The sequence below is a fragment of the Maritalea porphyrae genome, assembly GCF_030159895.1.
In the GTDB taxonomy this organism is placed as follows: Bacteria; Pseudomonadota; Alphaproteobacteria; order Rhizobiales; family Devosiaceae; genus Maritalea; species Maritalea porphyrae.
This window is the reverse complement of record NZ_BSNI01000001.1, coordinates 1-17,490: the sequence shown is the minus strand read 5'-3', so window position 1 is coordinate 17,490 and position 17,490 is coordinate 1. Positions and strand designations below refer to the sequence as shown.

The following is a 17,490-nucleotide window of genomic DNA, read 5'->3' as shown; positions in this document are numbered from 1 at the left end:
ACCATTTCTGGCCGAGGCTTTACGCCGCTCTCAATGTCAATTCAGTTCTCCAAAACTAGCCAGCTATGCTGACTTATAAAACGCTTGGGAAGGGATGCCCGACGGTTCTAAGGGAGGAAATGTCGGGCGCAAACGCCTTAATAGATCGAACTGAACTGAGCTGGTGTAGCTGTTGGTGCCAAAGATGTGTTTGACATATTGACTGAGAAGTCCAATGCCAAGCCCGCTGTTACCAACATAAATGCCAAAGTTGTTGCTGCTAGAGTTTTCATGTTTTTGTTCCCCGTTAACTCAGATTTTTGTGTTCACTGATGGAGACTGATTGCCCACGGCGTGCTTCGCGCTTCACTTTTACAACCGCCACACCTGCTGGCTGTCGATATGCGTAAATCACAAGTATTGCTGAAACAGCTAATAGTGCAAATGCCATGTTCCAACCTCCTCAGTTGCGTGCTGCCTTATGCAACACATTGAACACAGTTTGCGCCCAAGCGATTTTCAATCTCCAAAGAAACTAGGTAAAGATTTAGAAAATTGAGAAATATGCATATTTTCAATGGGTTACCTGATTTGCCAGCTGATTCTTTGGTTAAAGAAAAGCAAAACTAGGCCAATTCCCAGTCGGTTAGCCTAAACAGATGATTAAGATGCTGAAAGATAAAGGTATTTTATTGGATCGGCGGTGTGCCTAATGGATGCCTGTTGAATTTGAGAACAAGTGGATCACCAAAACGCCACCCAATATCATCGCCATGCCGGCGATTGCGGCGATGTCCAATGGCTGGCGATAATATACCCAGCCAACGATTGATACGGCAAAGATGCCAACACCGGACCACACCGCATATGTAATGCCAAGTGGGATGGTCTTTAGGGTTAGGCTTAAATAGTAGAATGCAACGCCATAGCCGACGACGACCAATATGGAGGGGATTGTTTGCGAAAACCCATCTGCAGCTTTCAGCGCAGATGTGGCAATGACTTCTCCAACGATGGCGATCAGCAAATAAAGATAGGCTTTGGGCATGAAGGTGTCCTTGCGTGCGCTAGGTCGCTAGACTTTACGTTCAAAGCCAGCGACGAGCATATCGCCACTTATAAAGCCATAGCCTGTGTTTGTTGTGGCGCCGTTTTCTGCCCAGACCATGTCGTAAATCGGGCCATTGCGCTTTATCGACAATTCAAGCTTGATGACTTTGCCTGCTAGCCAGTACTCCACATTGTATTCGCCTTCAAAATGGTCGGAACCAGCCTTGGCAATTTTTGCCATGCCAATGCCAATTTCACTATCAAGACTGTTTGGGTCATCATTGATCCACTCGGCAATCAATGTGCCCTCATCTTTGCCTTGTCGATATGTCACCAATCCGAAAGGATGGACCATCGTTATATCTCCCTAAAGTAGCGGCGCGATGATATCAAACAATCAGGTTGGGTCAATGTGGCAAATCCCACAAGGACTAACATTTGTGACTTTGCTCTCTCAGAGGCAGTGCCCGCTGACTCAATATGTGCGTTTTTCCCCAGGTGGTGGGTAAGAGCGAAATGAGTTGAGCGAGACTAACTCAGGAACAATCGGGAGAGGATGACCCCACTTTTCCCGACATAGACCCCAAAGGCAAAAATGAACACAAGCGCAATAAACGCCAACAGGGTGAACTGACCTGCATTCAGGCGATCGATGAACTTCTTTAGGTGTGTCATATATATTGCGCTCTGATTGTGGTGTGCTTTTTAGCCGAACAGTTGTTTCGCTAAGGCAACAAACTTCTCTCCACGTTCTACATAGTCGCGGAACTGATTATACGAAGGCGCCGCAGGGGAGAGGATGAGTGTGTCAAACTGGTCGCGGCGTTGCGCAAGCGCACTCATAGCTTCTTCAAGGTCTTGAGCTTCAATCACGTCAATATCGACGCCGAGCTCGGCTATTGCCTCTGCCAGCCGATGTCCCGTTTTAGGTAAACATGCAACTGTTGTTACAGTTGAGTGCTTAATCTCACTTGCTAGGTCGTGATAGTCTTGCTCGCGGTCAAAGCCGCCCACAATAAGCGCGTTGCGCGTATCTGGATAAGTGGCAAGCGCCGCCTTTGTCGCCTCTGGCGTGGTTGAAATTGAGTCATCCACAAATATGAGGTTGCCGATTTTATGTTCTTCCAACCGGTGTGCTGGTGGGGCGAAGCTCTTTAAACCTTCTAGGATTGCTTGTTCGCTTGCCCCTAGTCCGAGCGCCAATTTGGCAGCAATCATCATATTATCGGCGTTGTGCGGACCCTTGAGTTTGGATTGACGCATGGTGCCATGCAATGCGGCAACCATTTCGGCAGACGGCGCTGCGAGTTCATTCGCATATTTGGGCAGATTGGCTTGAACGCGTTGGTTCACCGCAGCTTGGGACCCAAGCGCATAGGCATAGCGTTCTGGTCGGCGGAGTAGGTTCATCTTGTCATGATAATATTGGTCAAGGCTGCCATGCCAGTCCACATGCTCAGGGAATAGGTTGGTGAAGCCGACAAAATCAGGTTGCAACTCAAGGTCGGCAACTTGGTAGGAAGACAGTTCCATCACGATGATATCATGGTCATCCAAATCAAGTGGCGCGACGCCAAAATTGCCGCCAAGGCGTGCATCCAAACCAGCGCATTTGAGCATGGTTTCTGTTAGTTTGACGGTGGTGCTTTTGCCTTTCGTGCCAGTAACCGCAACCACTTTGGCATTACCGCGCTTGTATCTTGCCCACAAGTTGATGTTTGTGGTCACTTCAATGCCCGCATTCTTTGCGGCAACCAATTCAGGCTTATAAATTGAAACCCCGGCCGAGCGCACCAGCAGCCCGATTTCTTTGTTTTCAATTTTTTCGAGCAATTGCGCTGGAGTGATTTGGCTGGCATTGTCTATGTCTGCGTCACCGCTATCAACGGTAACATAGACTTTCGCTTCTGGTGTAACTTGGGCCAGAAACTGTCGAGTGGAGCGCGCTTCGCGCCCAGCTCCATATAGAACAACTGCGCCGTCAACTTGCATGGCCGAGCTCTTTTTGATTGATCGAGTTATATATGGGCTGAGGGATAGCATGGCTGTTGCTGGGCGTCATCAACTCCAACCAGGCGCTGGCCAATTTTGTGGCGCCATAAAATGCTTCAAGTTCTGGTGTCAGTGTTTTGACAATAGCTGAGTTCTGCCACTGTGGTTGTTGTGAAAGCTGCCACAAGGCTGCAGCGGCTTCCAAAATCTCACCAACGCATTCCCATGGTTTATGGCCTGACAGGCCCGAAAGCTCTCGCATCGCATCCAATTTCGTTTCGTCGTCCAGAACGTTTGTCCCCACAATGTTGGTCAACCGTTCAGGTGAAATAAACGGCGCAAAGATCAACGAAACGAAATGGCACTTTGGGCAATTGCCGCACCAGCGGGCAGGCCCTATAGCATTTTGTTTGAAGTTTTGGTTGCAGCTTGAAAATGCGCCGTCAAACTTAGTTGAGTGAAGGAACAGCGCACCAATTTGAAGCTCCGAAAATGGTCTAAGCAAAGAGAAGTAGCCGATTGATTTGCCAACAATGCTTTCTAAAGCGCTGGCAAACAGTTTTTCAAACGCTAGGCTTTTGGAATGCTGGTGGTTCACTTCACGGCCGTCAAACTCCAGATTGCCCTCACTGGCCGATCGCTCGTTGGACAAGATCACATGGCTTTTGCCGTAAAGAATGGCCACTAGTGAAGCGATGATGGAATTAATCGCTGTGGATGGCACATGACCGTTAAAATAGCCCGGTTCACTGTTGAGCGCCAACATGGTTTGGTCCAGATAGCGGCGCACATAAAACGGTTTTTGGTCCATCCGCTCAATCGAGGAAATAATGGGGCCTTTTGGGTTCACAGCAAAAGGGGTGAAGCTCCAGCCCGCTTCTTCAATCAGATTAACCGACAAAAGTGAGTCCTTGCCGCCACCGATCAGGATGAGTGGATCGATTTTTCCAGCCGGGTTACCTGAGGTATCGCCGGTGTCTCGGAATTGATATTCAATCTTGCCAAAACGCTCGAGATTGTTGCGCGCATAGAACTCGCCCAATCCGTTTTCGTAGACGTCGCGTACAAGTTGCTGCGCCGCTTCGGTGAGTTTGATGGCGGTTGCATCAATTTGGAATGGCGCGCACAATTTGAAATAGCTGACCCCAAGAATTGCGGCGGCTAAATCAAGCGCTCGCGCAAAGCTCTCAGACTGGGCGGCATCAATATCAAACCCGACGCCGAGTTCCAGTTTCTCGGTAAAGCGATGCTCGTTCAGGGCATAGTTGCAGTGCACTTCGCCCGTCTCGATGTTGAATTCTGGTCGTTCGATCAAGAAAACTGTCATTTATCTCTTCTAGTATATTTTGAAGTTTCGTCTAGCATTAGCTTTAAAGTAGATGTGGCAATTGTTAGTTGATCACCATTTCAAGACGTTTTGTTACACCATCCCCGATGCGTTGGTAACCGAATTCGGTCATTTGGCATTCGAATTTGTTCCCAACCTTTTGGACGTCAAATAGGTTGTATCTGGCGGGTGGATATTTGCCACCGTTGCCTGACGCTGCGGATGCAATGCCGATAAGGGGAATATCCCCTGTCGGGCCGGGCAGTGGGTTGATCATTGAGCGGTGAAGGTGTCCATGCAACACCAATTCTGCGCCATGGTCTTTGATGGTTTTGCGGAACAGATCACGGCCCTTTAAGCCACGTCTCCATATCTGCTTTACGTCGTCATGCGGCGGATGATGGATCATCACAATGCGATAAAGTCCTGCATCGCCGGTTAGTTTTAAAATTTCGATCAGACGTTCTGCCTGTGCTTCATCAAACTCACCATGGGCAAAGAAAGGCGGCGTGGTGATAGCACTTGAACAGCCAATTAGGGCAACGCAGCCTTCTTGCCGCCAATAGGGGAACTGTTGCTCTGAAAGGGTCATGCCTTTCATATAGTCGCCCCATTGCTCTGCCGCGCTCTTAAGTCCATCTTCGACATAAGCGTCGTGATTGCCTGGGATGACGGCGATTTGTTCGCTCGGGCCAAGCTCTTCAAGCCACGTTTTTGCAGCTTCAAACTCTTTGGGAAGAGCAAGATTGACCAGGTCGCCAGACACCGCAATCAATTCGGGTGCTTGCGTCTTTAGGTGATCGGTAAGCTGCGTCAACAACCCTTCGGGCATATTGGCATGCCGGGCCAATTTCCAGTTGGCATAGCCTGTCAGTCGCTTGTTCATCAGCTGAAAAGGCGATATGCGCGGCAACGGTCCAAGATGGACGTCTGATATATGAGCGACTTTGGTCATTTAGGTTTTTCGACTGGCTAAGGTTGACGCGGCGCACTATGTACAAAAGCTAAGGAGAAAAAAAGGCACGTGTCGCAATTCAGTAAGAATTGTTTTAACGGCTGACGCATAATGTCCACCATCATGTTTATGCGATTGATTCATAGTCCACTTTTTGAGCGTTTTCAGGCGCGCATATTCCTGTTCATTATGGGTTTTTTGCGGCGAACTACATTCGGCGCACGTGCAATGTTGGTGGATGGCAAAAATGTTTTGCTGATCAAGCACACCTACACAGCGGGATGGATGTTTCCGGGCGGAGGCGTTGAGGTTGGTGACAGCGCCTTACACACCGCGAAAAAAGAGCTGATGGAAGAAACCGGCTATCGGGTGCTGGATCGCGGACAGATGCTGTCAGTCTATCACAATCTAGAAGCTTCAAAACGCGATCATGTTGCGCTCTTTGTTTTTAAAGAGTTTGAGCAGGCACGCCAATTTTCCCCGAACGCTGAAATTGCGGAAATGGGGTGGTTTCCGCTCGATGATTTGCCGCAAGATACAACCGATGCCACCCGCCGCCGCATCGGCGAATATTTTGGTGGCATCGCGATAGATGAACGCTGGTAGCTTGGCTCAGAGCGCTGGACCTGCTGGTACAATGCGATGCGGATTGATCGAGGTGTGTGACCAATAATAGTGCACTTTGATATGTTCCATATCGATGGTTTCTTCAACGCCGGGAATGGCTCTGAGTTCATCCACCAGGCGTGAAATGTTTGGATAGTCTGCAATCCGGCGGATGTTGCATTTGAAGTGTCCAACATAAACAGGGTCAAAACGCACCAAGGTGGTGAATAGCCGCCAATCCGCTTCGGTCAGCGTGTCCCCGGCGAGATATTTGTTGTTCGATAAAATGTCTTCAACCCAGTCGAGACTTTCAAACAGGTCTGTTACGGCTTCGTCATAGGCCTCTTGGGTGGTCGCAAAGCCGGTTTTGTAAACACCATTATTGATGCTGCCATAAATGCGCTCGTTGATCGGATCGATCTTATTGCGTAGCGCGTGCGGATAGAAGTCCAGATCATTGCCCGTCAGATGATCAAACTCTGTGTTGAACATCCTAATGATTTCAGAGCTTTCATTGCTCACAATGGTATTTTGCTTTTTGTCCCAAAGCACTGGCACCGTGACGCGGCCTGTGTAATCCTTGTCGGCGGCTACATAAACTTGCCACATGGTTTTTGCGTGGTTGACCGGGTCTTCGCCTTTTGGAATGGTCCAGCCGTGCTGATCGGGCATTTTGGCGTCCACAATGCTAACGCTAATTAAGTTCTGAAGTTGCTTAAGGTTGCGAAAAATCAGCGTGCGGTGTGCCCAAGGGCAGGCGAGCGAAACATAAAGGTGATAGCGGTTGGCTTCGGCGGCAAAATCACCTTCGCCGGTTGGGCCAGGGCTGCCATCCTTGGTGACAAAATTGCGAAAGCGCGCTTCTGATCGCTTAAAGCGGCCGCCAGTTGATTTTGTGTCATACCATTGATTGGTCCAAAGACCATCGACCAACATACCCATTGCACATTCCTTTTCATACGCGCCAGCGCCACAAAATAGCGATCAATGAAATTGAACAAAGGGGGATATTCATAACTAATTGTTCCAATTTTTACGACTAATGGGTTTGGCGAAATTTACGATGTGCTGTTTTTTGGCTCGACAGCCGAAAAACGCGGTGCTAGTTGAGGAGTATGAGCACACAAGATTTTGCACAGCGACGAGTCCGACGACCGCGATCATTGTAATCGCCACCTTTTGTCGTCTCGAATTCGCCTGAGCAAAACTATGACTATCCTTGAAATTGCGAACACCCAACAAAGCGCACTTGCGCAAAATCTGCCTGCACTCACCATCCGTAAGGAAGTGACCAGCGATGCAGATTGGATTGAAAATCTGCATGATGCTTGCTTCGGGCCGGGTCGATTTGCGCGGGCCGCGTTTCGTATTCGGGAACGGTTTGGTGTAGATGATCAGTTGAGTTTGGTTGCCGAATTAGACGGCGAACCCGTCGCCACTGTCAAAATGTCGCCTATCAATGTCTCGGACATGAATGGCTATCTTTTGGGGCCGCTGGCGACTGATCCGACCAAAAGGAAATTGGGTGCGGGCAAGGCGCTGGTGCGGGATGTGGTGCAAAAAGCATTTGAAATTCCTACTTGTGCATTTGTGTTGCTTGTCGGGGACGCGCCCTATTATGGACCTTTGGGGTTTGAACCGACATTGCCTGAGCGGATTGAATTTCCTGCACCAGTGGACCCCGCACGGGTTTTGGTGGCGGCAAAAGATGCTACACTAAGCAAAAGACTCAATGGTCCCATTTCACAATGGGTCGTGTGAATTAAGCCCGGTGCGGTCAGCGCGGGGCCGGAGAAGTGTTTCGTTTATGTCTCATGATGCGTTGATCGACCGGATTGCGGAACGGCTACTTGATCGCCCGCAGGATGATTTCGACAAGGGCTGCCACAAAGTTGATGGCGTGCCACCGCTCAATCACCACAAACCGCCAAAACCGTCTGCGGTGCTCATTGGGTTGGTGCAGCGTGATGAGGGTAGCAATGTGCTCTATATTGAACGCTCGTCAAAACTGCGCGCGCATGCTGGGCAAATCGCTTTTCCGGGTGGCAAGATTGATGACGAAGATGGCAATGCAACAGTTGCGGCGTTGCGTGAGGCGCATGAAGAAGTGGATTTGCATCCCAATGATGTGGATGTGATCGGCTATCTCCCGAATTATTTGTCTGGCACCAACTATTTGATTACCCCTGTTGTTGGAATCGTGCGCCCATCATCTGAATTTGTTGCAAACCCAGACGAAGTGGCGAGCTTTTTTGAAGTGCCATTGCCGCATTTAATTCCGGATCGGCACTATTCAAAAATTCGGTTTGTGCGCGGCGATGAGGCACAGCGCGAAACCTGGCGAATTGATTATGAGCAACGTGCAATTTGGGGCATTACAGCATCAATGACACGGATGTTTAGAGAGACCGCACTGGCGCAGGAACTTGCAGACCATGAGTAATGAACAATTGGAATTGTTGCGCCAAGCTGATTGGTTGCAACGCGCAAGTGTGCGCAAAGCATTTGAAATTCTGGATGGTGCAGGCGGCCAAACCAAAGCTGTAGGCGGCATCGTGCGCAATACATTGTTGGGGATTGGAACGGGCGATGTGGATATGGCATCCAAATTCACGCCGAACGAAATCTTGGATCGTGCCGAAAAGGCCGGGGTCAAAGCAATTCCAACAGGTATTGAACATGGCACGGTCACTCTCGTTATAGAGGGTGAAACAATTGAAGTGACGTCATTGCGCCAAGACATCAAAACCAATGGCCGCCATGCCGAGGTGGTGTTTGGTGGTGATTGGGAAGACGATGCGAAACGTCGGGATTTCACGTTTAATGCCATGTATGTTGGGCCGGATGGTGAGTTGCTTGATCCGCTAAATGGTCTGCAAGACTGTTTGGACCGCGAAGTGCGTTTTATTGGGGATGCAAAAGCGCGGATCAAGGAAGACTATTTGCGAATTCTGCGCTTCTACCGTTTTTTTGCTCATTTCGGTTCGGGGCGACCTGAGGCAGATGGGTTGCGGGCAACCGTCGCGATGAAGTCTGGTTTGGATCAACTTTCCCCTGAGCGGGTTTGGCAGGAAATGAAAAAACTGCTGAGCGCAGAAGACCCGTCCCGTGCGTTATTGTGGATGCGGACCACAAGTGTGTTGGCGTCCATTTTGCCAGAAGGTGAAAAATGGGGCATTGACGCAATTCATGGGGTAGTGGCTGCCGAAAAGGACCTGAACTGGTCAATTGATCCGATGTTGCGCCTAATATCGATTTTGCCCCCGATGCCGGATAAAATGGTGGCGCTTGGTAAGAGACTGCGCCTGTCGAACGCAGAAACGGATCAATTGCAAAAGTGGGCTTTGGTTGACGGGCTTGGTGCAGATATGACCGAGCAAGACCTAAAGGCATCGATTTATTGGGGCGATCAAGATGCGATAGTCTCAGCACTTCAATTGTCGCTTGCCAGCATGCGTGCCAAATCAGGCGAAAACTTAGAAGCGGTTGAAAAGGCAGCGGGCTACTTGAAGCTACTTAAGCTTGCTCAAAGCTGGAATGCGCCCACTTTTCCGGTCAAAGGGCAAGATTTGATCAAGCTGGGCCATGATGCAGGACCAGAACTTGGGGAAAAACTCAAAGGGTTGGAAAAAAGCTGGGTTGAAAGCGGCTTCGCAAAATCGGTAGAGGACTTGTTGGCAGAACTTGCTTAGACTTTTTTCAGCGCACGCTGAGTAGCAATTTTAAGCACAAGCGCATTTTGTTGATATGTCGCCTGGAACTGACCGCCGAAAATTGAATCGGTCATAAGTTGTGTGCTTTGTAGGTCTCTTTGGATATGCTTCTGACGGGCTGCGCGCCACATCTGATTAGCTTTCCACATCGGTAGATTTTGACCGTAAAGTTGTGCTTTCATGGGCTTGATTATGGTTAGTGAATGGTTAATTTTCTGTTGAACCATTGCAGTTTGCAATTTTATCGCGCTTTCGTTCCAAAAATGCCCGCTCAATCTGGTTGCTTGACAGTTCGATGGCGCGATCAAGGTCTGAAATTGCTGTTTTGTTGGCCCCGTTCATCACGTGCATTTCGGCGCGCGCCGCATAAAAGGGTTGGTAGGTTTCAAGCGAATTTTCTAGTGCGCCGAGCTTTTTCAACGCATTCGCCACGTCGCCCATATTTGCTTGTGCCATAGCACCGTTTAACAGCACCACGGGTGAGGCATCGAATGCGGATAAGGCCTGATATAGCGCGGTGATTTGTTGCCAATCGGTTGATTGCCAACTGTCTGCTTTGCAATGCAACGCGCTAATCGCTGCCTGCAATTGGTAGGGACCGAGTTGACCCAATCTAAACTGTGCCAACAAAAGCTGATGTGCCATTTCGATTGTGTCGTGATCCCATAGTGAGCGGTCTTGCTCTTCTAAGCTCACCATTTGGCCAAGAGCGTCAGTTCTTGCGGCGGTGCGCGCATGCGTGAGCTGCATCAAACACAAAAGCCCACCGGTTTCAGGACATGGGTCAAGCCGGAACAATAAGGCTGCGAGCCGAATAGCCTCATTGGCCAAATCACCGCGCGTGAGGGTTTGACCTTCAAACGCTGAGTAGGATTCATTAAAGATCAGATATATGGTCTTTTGCACCGTTTTGCGTCGTTCGGAAAGGTGTTCGCTTCCCGGCACTTCATAGGCGATGCCAGCGTCGCGAATTTTCTTCTTGGCGCGCGTAATGCGCTGCAGCATGGCCGTTTCGCTGGTCAGGAATGCACGTGCGATTTCGCGCACCGTTAGGCCACCAAGGGTTTTTAGGGTGAGGGCCAATTGCGCTTCTGGCGACAGTGCAGGGTGGCAGCAGGTGAAGATTAGCCGCAGACGTTCGTCGGGGATTTCATAGTCGGTTTCGGCCATTTCATCTTTGTTCGCATCAAGGTCCATCAGGATTTGCTGCGTCTCTTTTGCGTGGTGGCGCGTGTCTTTGCGCAGTTTGTCAATTGCGCGCCGCTTTGCGGTTGTGTGCAACCAGGCTGCTGGATTGTCTGGCACACCTTTTATTGGCCATGTGCGCAGCGCCTCTGTGGCTGCGTCCTGCAGCGCGTCTTCGGCTTTGTCAAAATCACCGAAACTCTTGATAAGGCTGGCCAATATCCGACCCGAGCTTTTGCGCAATGCTCGGGTCAGGGCTTGTTCTAGGTCAGACAATTAATTGTCGAACACCATAACCGGACGCACTTCAATGGTGCCGTATTTTGCCGTTGGAATTTTCGCCGCCCATTCGAGAGCTTGGTCAAGGTCTTTGCACTCAAGCAAATAATAGCCACCCAGGGCTTCTTTGGTTTCAGCAAATGGTCCGTCAGTTAGCTCGGTTTGGCCGTTTCGAATGCGCACGGATGTGGCGGTCGAGACGGCTTCCAGTGCATCTCCGGCGACCATAACGCCAGCTTCGCGCGCTTCTTCGCCAAACTTCCAGTAGTCGGCCATGATTTGCTCCATACCGCCTTCATATGAAGCGTCGGCGCCTTCAGCATTATAAATTAGAGCCATGAATTGCATGATGTGAGTTCCTTTGATTGTTCCCAAGAATGGCGCAATTGTTGTGCGCCTATACCCTCTAGTCGGGCAGGATAGTCAGGATTCGACATTCATGGACGATTTTTTTGAGAAATATTTCAAAGAGTGCGGTTTTACGGCCATTTCACGGCTGGTGGCATGGAGGAAAGAATACTCTCTACATTGCCGCCGGTCTTTAAGCCAAAGGTCGTGCCACGGTCATAAAGCAGGTTAAACTCGACATATCGGCCCCGACGCACCAGCTGCTCTTCGCGGTCCGCATCGGTCCACTCATTGTTGAAGTTGCGACGCACAAGCTCACAATAAATGTCTTTGAAATTGCTGCCTACATTTTGCGTAAAGGCAAAGTCCGCGTCCCAATCGCCGGAATTGTGACGATCATAGAAAATGCCTCCGGTGCCGCGCGGCTCTTTGCGGTGGGGTAAATAGAAATAGTCGTCGCACCACTTCTTGTACTTTGGATAGTCCGCGCATTCGTGCGCATCGCATGCTGCTTTCATTGCAGCATGGAAATCGATTGTGTCTTTGTCTTCTTGGTTGCGGCGCCGATCTAGTACAGGCGTCAGGTCACCACCGCCGCCGAACCACCATTCGCCCGTTGCCACCATGCGCGTATTCATGTGAACTGCAGGCACGTTGGGGTTTTGCGGGTGCGCAATCAGCGAGATGCCGCTGGCCCAAAAGGCGCGGGACTTCTCTGTACCGGGCATGCCTTTGGCAAAGTCCTCTGAGAATTCACCGAAAACAGTTGAAATATGCACGCCAACTTTTTCAAACACGCGACCTTTCATGATCGACATTTCGCCGCCGCCGCCCGGTTGGCCCGTGGTTTGATCGGTGCGATCCCATGGCTTGCGCTCAAAGCGGCCAGGCGCTTGGTCGCTTAATGGACCAGTTAGTTCGTCCTCAAGCTGTTCAAAGCTTTCGCAAATTTGGCCGCGCAAATCGCGGAACCAGGCGCTGGCTTGTTGCTTTTTTTGGTCGAGATCAAACGAAGTCATGAAAGATTTGCCCAATGGTTGGTTTGTCGTAGCGCATCGCTTAGCACAAGTGAGGCGGCGATGGCGACATTGATGGAGCGTGTATCTTGTCGCATGGGAATGCGCAAATTCAGGTCCGAGATCTCAGCAACCTCGTCTGGAACGCCAGCGCTTTCGCGGCCCACCATTAGTATGTCATCAGATTCAAAGGCGGCTTCTGTGTGCAGAATTGAGGATTTGGTGGTCAAAAGCACTAAGCGCTTGTCTTCTGCTTTTCGCCACTCATTAAATGCCTCAAAGCTTTTGTGTTCTCGCAAGTCCACCTGATCGAGATAATCCATGCCTGCGCGGCGAAAGGATTTCTGTGTGAACAAAAAACCCGTCGGGTGGATCAAGTGCACTTTAAGGTCGAGACATGCGCCGAGCCGCATCAAAGTGCCAGCATTTTGGGGAATGTCAGGTTGGTACAAAGCAAGTGAGATGGTCACGGCGTAAAATTGTTCTTTCGTCTTAAGCGATGAATTGTCCAAAAAGCGCATCATGGGCGCGTTTGTCGAGGCAAAAACGTCAGAACGCACAAATTGTTGGTGCTTCTGGGCGATACTCTTAGTGCAAAAGATGCAAAATTCTAGGGTATTGTGTCGCAGTTTTTACCAGTTCGAGCCTCAAAGGCTGGACAAGCGCTTTATAGAGTGCAAAAAAGGCCGCGATTTCCGCTTCATCTGTTTCAGATGGGGGTGATTCTGCTATCTAGCTATTGGATAGTTGAGCGGGAGCGGATGAACGATCTTAGGTAGGGATCTAGACCTTGGCTACACAAAGCAAATCAGAACCGAACAGAAGAGATTTTCTCTATTTCGCAACGGGCGCAGTTGGCGCGGTAGGTGCCGCAGCCGTGGCATGGCCGCTTGTTGATCAAATGAATCCTGACGCCTCGACATTGGCGTTGGCGTCTATCGAATTGGACCTCTCTTCAATTGAAGTTGGGCAGTCCGTCACAGTTAAGTGGCGCGGCAAGCCTGTTTTTGTTCGTCGTCGGACGGCAAGTGAAATTGAAGAAGCAAAGGCAGTGCCGCTTGAGGATCTCAAAGATCCTCAGTCAGACGCGGAACGGGTCAAAGAAGGCCACGAAGAGTGGCTTGTGATGATCGGCGTTTGTACGCACTTGGGTTGTATCCCAGTGGGTGAAGCTGGCGATTACAAAGGCTGGTTCTGCCCATGTCATGGTTCTCACTACGATACGGCAGGCCGTATTCGTAAGGGGCCCGCGCCTGAAAACCTCATTGTTCCGGACTATGCATTCTTGTCCGATACATTGATCAAGATTGGTTAGGGGACAGTCTGATGGCACATCAAAGTAATTACAAACCTAATTCGGGATTTGAAAAATGGATGGACGAGCGTCTGCCGATCATCCGTCTTGGCTATGATTCATTTGTTGACTTCCCGTCACCAAAGAACCTGAACTACTGGTGGACGTTTGGCGCGATCCTTGCGATCTTTTTGGTTATCCAAATCGTCACTGGTATCGTTCTTGCCATGAGCTATACGCCACATGTTGATCTGGCGTTTAACTCTGTTGAGCACATTCGTCGCGACGTGAACTGGGGCCGCTACATACAAGCGGCGCACGCAAACGGCGCTTCATTCTTCTTCTTTGCAGTATATGTCCACATTTTCCGTGGTCTTTATTACGGATCATACAAGGCACCACGTGAAGTCTTGTGGATTTTGGGCGTAACCATCTTCTTGTTGATGATGGCAACTGCATTTATGGGCTATGTTCTACCTTGGGGCCAAATGAGCTTCTGGGCAGCGACAGTGATCACGAACTTCTTCTCAGCGATCCCTGTTGTGGGCGACACCATCAAAACCCTTCTTGTAGGTGGTTTTGCGGTTGATAACCCAACATTGAACCGTTTCTTCTCACTTCACTACTTGTTGCCATTCATGATTGCTGGCGTTGTTGGCTTGCACATCTGGGCGCTGCACGTTCCGGGCAACAACAACCCAACTGGCGTTGAAGTGAAGTCGAAAGCGGACACAGTTCCATTCCACCCGTATCTCACCATGAAAGATTTGTTCGCGGTGATGGTTATCATGATCCCATTTGCTTGGTTCGTATTCTTCGCGCCAGACATTTTGGGTCACCCAGATAACTACATCCCAGCGAACCCGTTGGTGACACCACCGCACATCGTTCCTGAATGGTACTTCTTGCCCTTCTACGCCATCCTGCGTGCGATCGACTTCAACGTTGGTCCAATCGACAGTAAACTTGGCGGCGTGATCATGATGTTTGGTTCGATCGTTGTTTGGTTCTTCGTGCCATGGCTTGATCGTTCAAAAGTTCGCTCTGGTGCATTCCGTCCAATGTTCAAATGGTTCTATTGGGTTTGGGTCATCAGCTTCATCGGTTTGACATATCTTGGCGCGCAGCCAGCAGAAGGCGTCTACTTGTTCTTCGCTAAGTTGTGCACGGCATATTACTTCTTGTACTTCTTGGTGATCTTGCCATTCTTGCCACGCGTTGAAGTGACCAAACCACTGCCAGCTAGCATTTCTGAGAGTGTGCTTTCAAAAAGCGCCTCACAGGCTGCAGAATAGGAGAGAGATGATGAAACGTTTTTCTAAAATCATCAGCGCTGTCCTTTTAGCAGCGAGCACTTTGTCAGCCGGTTCTGCAGTTGCTGCGGGCCCAAGCAATGGTCCTGATCCTGTTCTTCAGGATTGGTCATTCTCTGGCATTTTCGGCAAGTATGACCCAGCGCAGTTGCAGCGTGGTTTCCAAGTGTTCCAAGAAGTTTGTTCTTCTTGCCACTCAGCTGATTTGTTCGCATTCCGTATGTTGAGCAAAAAAGGCGGCACGGAATATACAGAAGACCAAGTCAAAGCGATTGCAGCTGAATACACTGTGATTGATCTTGAGATCGAAGATGGTGAACGTCCGGCAATTCCTGCGGACACATGGCCAAATCCATTCCCAACGCCACTTGATGCAGCGGGCGCGAACAATGGTGTAGTTCCTCCAGATTTCTCAGTGTTGGCTAAAGCGCGCAACGTGCCACAAAAGTTCCCGAACTGGATTGGCAACTACTTCACAGCGTACCAAGAGGGCGGTGCAGATTATATCTACAACCTTCTCGTTGGTTACCACGAAGAGCCACCTCACGGCGTAGAGCTTGGCGATGGTCAATATTACAACGACCACTTCCCTGGCCACAAAATCTCAATGGGCCCTCCATTGTCAGATGAGCTTGTGGACTATGAAGGTTCTGCTCCTGAGACTGTGGACCAGTACGCAAAAGACGTATCAGCGTTCATGATGTGGCTTGCTGAGCCAGACATGACCGCACGCAAGGAACTTGGTTTCCGCGTTCTGTTGTTCCTCTTCTTGCTAACCGGAATGATGTATCTGGTTAAGCGTCGCTTGTGGAGCAACGTTGATCACTAAGCCACAGGCTTCTTGATTCTAAAGTTTAAGGGTCAGCCTTCGGGCTGGCCCTTTTTTGTGCGTGTATTAGCGGTGGAGTGACTGGCGCAAATTGACCATGGTTGAATGGGTTTCAAATCCGAGGCTTTGATAAAGCTTTGTTGGAACGAATTCATCTGCATCTGAGGACAAAAAGATACCGGGCTTTTGACCAAGCATTGTATTTGCGACATTCCAAATTAGCGCTCGAGCGAAGCCATTTCCTCTGTGTGGCATTGGTGTGAAAACGCGTTCAATTGTGCCGTGTTTGGTTTCTGCAGATCCCAATGTGACAATCGCTACACAGCCAATTTGTCCGTTTGCCATTTCCCAAACATAAAGGCGGTGGTCATCCAAGGTGTACTTGACCATTGCTTGACTGTTAAACTGGCGCTGAGTGTTCGTTTCGCGCTGCATATTGTCGAACATTTCAGCTATTGTTTCGGCTTCGCAAAGCGTCGCGCGGCGCGCTGAACCACTTGCTTTTGGTTGGGTCTTCAATTTGTGTAGTTTCCAATGAATTAGTCGCTTCGCGATATGAAATTCTGGTCCGCGCGCGGTTTCCAAACTTTTCGCTAGGTTTCTTGCTTCCCGCCCTGGACCGAAAATGCCGGGAAATAAAATATTGCGTTCAATCAGGTGCCGACAAAGGCACTCAACGGCTTGTTGCGGCATTGGAGATAGCAAAAGCTGATCGGACTTATCCACATGCGCAAACCCAATCGGTTCATCTTTTGCAGGACGGACAATTAGGCCGATCTGGTCCAATCGTTCTTTGTTTTTAAGATAAAGAAATGGTCGATATGTGAGTTCTTCATTTTGCCAGCTTGTTTGAAATCTCTGAATGAATTCAGGGCTTGGCAACTCTTCAACGACTAGTTTCTCAAAGTGGGTCATGTTTTCACGCAGCAAATGAATTGAGTATGCTTGAAGCCTATCACAATTGCCGCCATTTCATAGTTCGCGTGCAGGTGTGTTTATCCCCGCCGTTTCAAGGCGCGATAAACTGTGTGCAGCTTTCTTGAAGACCCTGCGGACAACGGACGCGTTGTTGGGGTCGTGAAGAACTCTTCTTCGCTCACGGTGCACACCGTGATTTTCATGACGGGCTACACACAAGTGTGTCCGCCCTTTGTAAATCACTGCACCTGCGCGGACGCGGCGGAAAAGTCCGCCGGGGTCCTCGCACGGAGTGCTCGTCCATCTTGTCCCTCGCTTGCTCAGTGCAAGTGTTGGGCAGCAATTGGCGGGGGTGCCGGGGAAGCAGCCATAAGGCTGCGACGGCGGCGTCAAAAAGAGCAACCACTTCATAAAGAAAGCTGGGTCAAATGAAGAGTGGGTCGCCGTTCTTCGCTTGGTTGCAAATTGTCCAGTCTGACGCCGAAGGCAGGCGTAAACCATTGAACAGCACGTTGAAGCTGTTCTGGAAGTCTTTTCGCTCACGGGGCGCAACACAAATCTCATGACGGACTAAAGCCGTCCTATTCGATTTGTTGCCCCTGCGCGGCGCGGCCAAAAAGTTGGCCGGGGTCCTCGGCAACGAGTTGCCTCGTCCACCTTTTCCCTCGCTTGCTCGGCATTTGTGT

The 17,490-nt window shown here is 49.9% G+C and carries 22 protein-coding genes; 7 read left to right on the top strand and 15 right to left on the bottom strand.

The annotated features are described in order from the left end of the window. Positions 1 to 137: 137 nt before the first annotated feature. The 8 genes from QQL65_RS00110 to QQL65_RS00075 form a co-directional block, all read right to left on the bottom strand. Positions 138 to 272, bottom strand: coding sequence for a hypothetical protein (locus QQL65_RS00110; protein WP_284360770.1), 135 nt, complete (start codon positions 270 to 272; stop codon positions 138 to 140). Between the two features lie 14 nt (positions 273 to 286). After that, positions 287 to 430: a hypothetical protein gene (locus QQL65_RS00105; protein ID WP_284360767.1), complete on the bottom strand. Its 144-nt coding sequence runs from the start codon at positions 428 to 430 to the stop codon at positions 287 to 289. Between the two features lie 258 nt (positions 431 to 688). Continuing rightward, entirely contained in the window at positions 689 to 1,027 is a 339-nt protein-coding gene (locus tag QQL65_RS00100; RefSeq protein WP_284360765.1) for a DMT family transporter, read from the bottom strand. Between the two features lie 27 nt (positions 1,028 to 1,054). Further along, entirely contained in the window at positions 1,055 to 1,384 is a 330-nt protein-coding gene (locus QQL65_RS00095) for a hypothetical protein (protein ID WP_284360762.1), read from the bottom strand. A gap of 176 nt (positions 1,385 to 1,560) precedes the next feature. After that, on the bottom strand, positions 1,561 to 1,704 hold the full coding sequence (locus QQL65_RS00090; RefSeq protein WP_284360760.1) for a hypothetical protein: 144 nt from the start codon (positions 1,702 to 1,704) through the stop codon (positions 1,561 to 1,563). 30 nt (positions 1,705 to 1,734) lie between these two features. Next, positions 1,735 to 3,021, bottom strand: a complete 1,287-nt coding sequence (gene murD, locus QQL65_RS00085; RefSeq protein ID WP_284360759.1) for a UDP-N-acetylmuramoyl-L-alanine--D-glutamate ligase — start codon at positions 3,019 to 3,021, stop codon at positions 1,735 to 1,737. Next, the gene (locus tag QQL65_RS00080; protein ID WP_284360758.1) at positions 3,011 to 4,348 is read right to left on the bottom strand and encodes a MurL-like N-terminal domain-containing; all 1,338 of its coding nucleotides are present in this window, start codon (positions 4,346 to 4,348) and stop codon (positions 3,011 to 3,013) included. The genes murD and QQL65_RS00080 overlap by 11 nt, the downstream gene beginning before the upstream one ends. Before the next feature lie 64 nt (positions 4,349 to 4,412). Continuing rightward, entirely contained in the window at positions 4,413 to 5,303 is an 891-nt protein-coding gene (locus QQL65_RS00075) for a metallophosphoesterase family protein (protein ID WP_284360756.1), read from the bottom strand. Between the two features lie 111 nt (positions 5,304 to 5,414). Here QQL65_RS00075 and QQL65_RS00070 point away from each other — a divergent pair, with 111 nt between their 5' ends. Further along, on the top strand, positions 5,415 to 5,909 hold the full coding sequence (locus QQL65_RS00070) for an NUDIX domain-containing protein (protein WP_284360755.1): 495 nt from the start codon (positions 5,415 to 5,417) through the stop codon (positions 5,907 to 5,909). A gap of 6 nt (positions 5,910 to 5,915) precedes the next feature. Here the strand turns inward: QQL65_RS00070 and QQL65_RS00065 are convergent, their stop codons facing one another. Then, positions 5,916 to 6,851, bottom strand: a complete 936-nt coding sequence (locus QQL65_RS00065) for a glutathione S-transferase family protein (RefSeq protein ID WP_284360753.1) — start codon at positions 6,849 to 6,851, stop codon at positions 5,916 to 5,918. A 267-nt stretch (positions 6,852 to 7,118) separates the two neighbouring features. Between QQL65_RS00065 and QQL65_RS00060 the strand changes: the two genes are divergently transcribed. The 3 genes from QQL65_RS00060 to QQL65_RS00050 are packed head-to-tail and all read left to right on the top strand — an operon-like array spanning position 7,119 to position 9,601. Beyond that, positions 7,119 to 7,670 (top strand): GNAT family N-acetyltransferase, encoded by a 552-nt coding sequence (locus QQL65_RS00060; protein ID WP_284360752.1) that lies wholly within the window; start codon positions 7,119 to 7,121, stop codon positions 7,668 to 7,670. A 46-nt stretch (positions 7,671 to 7,716) separates the two neighbouring features. Next, positions 7,717 to 8,352, top strand: coding sequence for a CoA pyrophosphatase (locus QQL65_RS00055; protein WP_284360750.1), 636 nt, complete (start codon positions 7,717 to 7,719; stop codon positions 8,350 to 8,352). Beyond that, entirely contained in the window at positions 8,345 to 9,601 is a 1,257-nt protein-coding gene (locus QQL65_RS00050) for a CCA tRNA nucleotidyltransferase (RefSeq protein WP_284360748.1), read from the top strand. Before QQL65_RS00055 ends, QQL65_RS00050 begins: the two co-directional genes overlap by 8 nt. Here QQL65_RS00050 and QQL65_RS00045 read toward each other — a convergent pair. The 5 genes from QQL65_RS00045 to QQL65_RS00025 all read right to left on the bottom strand — a co-directional run bounded on the left by QQL65_RS00045 (position 9,598) and on the right by QQL65_RS00025 (position 12,914). Further along, positions 9,598 to 9,849, bottom strand: coding sequence for a hypothetical protein (locus tag QQL65_RS00045; protein WP_284360746.1), 252 nt, complete (start codon positions 9,847 to 9,849; stop codon positions 9,598 to 9,600). The two genes, QQL65_RS00050 and QQL65_RS00045, sit on opposite strands and share 4 nt — an antisense overlap. Next, a complete protein-coding gene (locus tag QQL65_RS00040) occupies positions 9,830 to 11,083 on the bottom strand; it encodes an RNA polymerase sigma factor (protein WP_284360744.1) in 1,254 nt (417 codons plus the stop codon). Before QQL65_RS00040 ends, QQL65_RS00045 begins: the two co-directional genes overlap by 20 nt. Then, complete coding sequence (locus QQL65_RS00035) at positions 11,084 to 11,434, bottom strand: YciI family protein (protein WP_284360742.1); 351 nt, start codon at positions 11,432 to 11,434, stop codon at positions 11,084 to 11,086. Positions 11,435 to 11,565: 131 nt separating this feature from the next. Beyond that, positions 11,566 to 12,453, bottom strand: a complete 888-nt coding sequence (gene hemF, locus QQL65_RS00030; RefSeq protein ID WP_284360739.1) for an oxygen-dependent coproporphyrinogen oxidase — start codon at positions 12,451 to 12,453, stop codon at positions 11,566 to 11,568. Beyond that, on the bottom strand, positions 12,450 to 12,914 hold the full coding sequence (locus QQL65_RS00025) for a tRNA (cytidine(34)-2'-O)-methyltransferase (protein WP_284362039.1): 465 nt from the start codon (positions 12,912 to 12,914) through the stop codon (positions 12,450 to 12,452). Before QQL65_RS00025 ends, hemF begins: the two co-directional genes overlap by 4 nt. A 326-nt stretch (positions 12,915 to 13,240) precedes the next feature. On the opposite strand from QQL65_RS00025, the gene petA reads away from it, so the two are divergent. From petA to QQL65_RS00010, 3 genes are read left to right on the top strand one after another with little or no spacing between them, the layout of a single operon-like run. Further along, positions 13,241 to 13,765 carry a ubiquinol-cytochrome c reductase iron-sulfur subunit gene (gene petA / locus QQL65_RS00020; RefSeq protein WP_284360736.1) on the top strand — a complete coding sequence of 175 codons (525 nt, stop codon included), beginning with the start codon at positions 13,241 to 13,243 and terminating at the stop codon, positions 13,763 to 13,765. 11 nt (positions 13,766 to 13,776) lie between these two features. Beyond that, positions 13,777 to 15,039, top strand: coding sequence for a cytochrome b (locus QQL65_RS00015; protein WP_284360733.1), 1,263 nt, complete (start codon positions 13,777 to 13,779; stop codon positions 15,037 to 15,039). A 10-nt stretch (positions 15,040 to 15,049) separates the two neighbouring features. Then, on the top strand, positions 15,050 to 15,886 hold the full coding sequence (locus QQL65_RS00010; protein WP_284360731.1) for a cytochrome c1: 837 nt from the start codon (positions 15,050 to 15,052) through the stop codon (positions 15,884 to 15,886). Between the two features lie 66 nt (positions 15,887 to 15,952). Here QQL65_RS00010 and QQL65_RS00005 read toward each other — a convergent pair whose 3' ends face one another. After that, complete coding sequence (locus QQL65_RS00005; RefSeq protein WP_284360728.1) at positions 15,953 to 16,801, bottom strand: GNAT family N-acetyltransferase; 849 nt, start codon at positions 16,799 to 16,801, stop codon at positions 15,953 to 15,955. Positions 16,802 to 17,490: the final 689 nt, after the last annotated feature.

Coding starts and splice junctions, on each gene's coding strand:
- QQL65_RS00110 (WP_284360770.1), bottom strand. CDS start 272: ATGAAAACTCTAGCAGCAACAACTTTGGCATTTATGTTGGTAACAGCG.
- QQL65_RS00105 (WP_284360767.1), bottom strand. CDS start 430: ATGGCATTTGCACTATTAGCTGTTTCAGCAATACTTGTGATTTACGCA.
- QQL65_RS00100 (WP_284360765.1), bottom strand. CDS start 1,027: ATGCCCAAAGCCTATCTTTATTTGCTGATCGCCATCGTTGGAGAAGTC.
- QQL65_RS00095 (WP_284360762.1), bottom strand. CDS start 1,384: ATGGTCCATCCTTTCGGATTGGTGACATATCGACAAGGCAAAGATGAG.
- QQL65_RS00090 (WP_284360760.1), bottom strand. CDS start 1,704: ATGACACACCTAAAGAAGTTCATCGATCGCCTGAATGCAGGTCAGTTC.
- murD (WP_284360759.1), bottom strand. CDS start 3,021: ATGCAAGTTGACGGCGCAGTTGTTCTATATGGAGCTGGGCGCGAAGCG.
- QQL65_RS00080 (WP_284360758.1), bottom strand. CDS start 4,348: ATGACAGTTTTCTTGATCGAACGACCAGAATTCAACATCGAGACGGGC.
- QQL65_RS00075 (WP_284360756.1), bottom strand. CDS start 5,303: ATGACCAAAGTCGCTCATATATCAGACGTCCATCTTGGACCGTTGCCG.
- QQL65_RS00070 (WP_284360755.1), top strand. CDS start 5,415: ATGTCCACCATCATGTTTATGCGATTGATTCATAGTCCACTTTTTGAG.
- QQL65_RS00065 (WP_284360753.1), bottom strand. CDS start 6,851: ATGGGTATGTTGGTCGATGGTCTTTGGACCAATCAATGGTATGACACA.
- QQL65_RS00060 (WP_284360752.1), top strand. CDS start 7,119: ATGACTATCCTTGAAATTGCGAACACCCAACAAAGCGCACTTGCGCAA.
- QQL65_RS00055 (WP_284360750.1), top strand. CDS start 7,717: ATGTCTCATGATGCGTTGATCGACCGGATTGCGGAACGGCTACTTGAT.
- QQL65_RS00050 (WP_284360748.1), top strand. CDS start 8,345: ATGAGTAATGAACAATTGGAATTGTTGCGCCAAGCTGATTGGTTGCAA.
- QQL65_RS00045 (WP_284360746.1), bottom strand. CDS start 9,849: ATGGTTCAACAGAAAATTAACCATTCACTAACCATAATCAAGCCCATG.
- QQL65_RS00035 (WP_284360742.1), bottom strand. CDS start 11,434: ATGCAATTCATGGCTCTAATTTATAATGCTGAAGGCGCCGACGCTTCA.
- hemF (WP_284360739.1), bottom strand. CDS start 12,453: ATGACTTCGTTTGATCTCGACCAAAAAAAGCAACAAGCCAGCGCCTGG.
- QQL65_RS00015 (WP_284360733.1), top strand. CDS start 13,777: ATGGCACATCAAAGTAATTACAAACCTAATTCGGGATTTGAAAAATGG.
- QQL65_RS00010 (WP_284360731.1), top strand. CDS start 15,050: ATGAAACGTTTTTCTAAAATCATCAGCGCTGTCCTTTTAGCAGCGAGC.
- QQL65_RS00005 (WP_284360728.1), bottom strand. CDS start 16,801: ATGACCCACTTTGAGAAACTAGTCGTTGAAGAGTTGCCAAGCCCTGAA.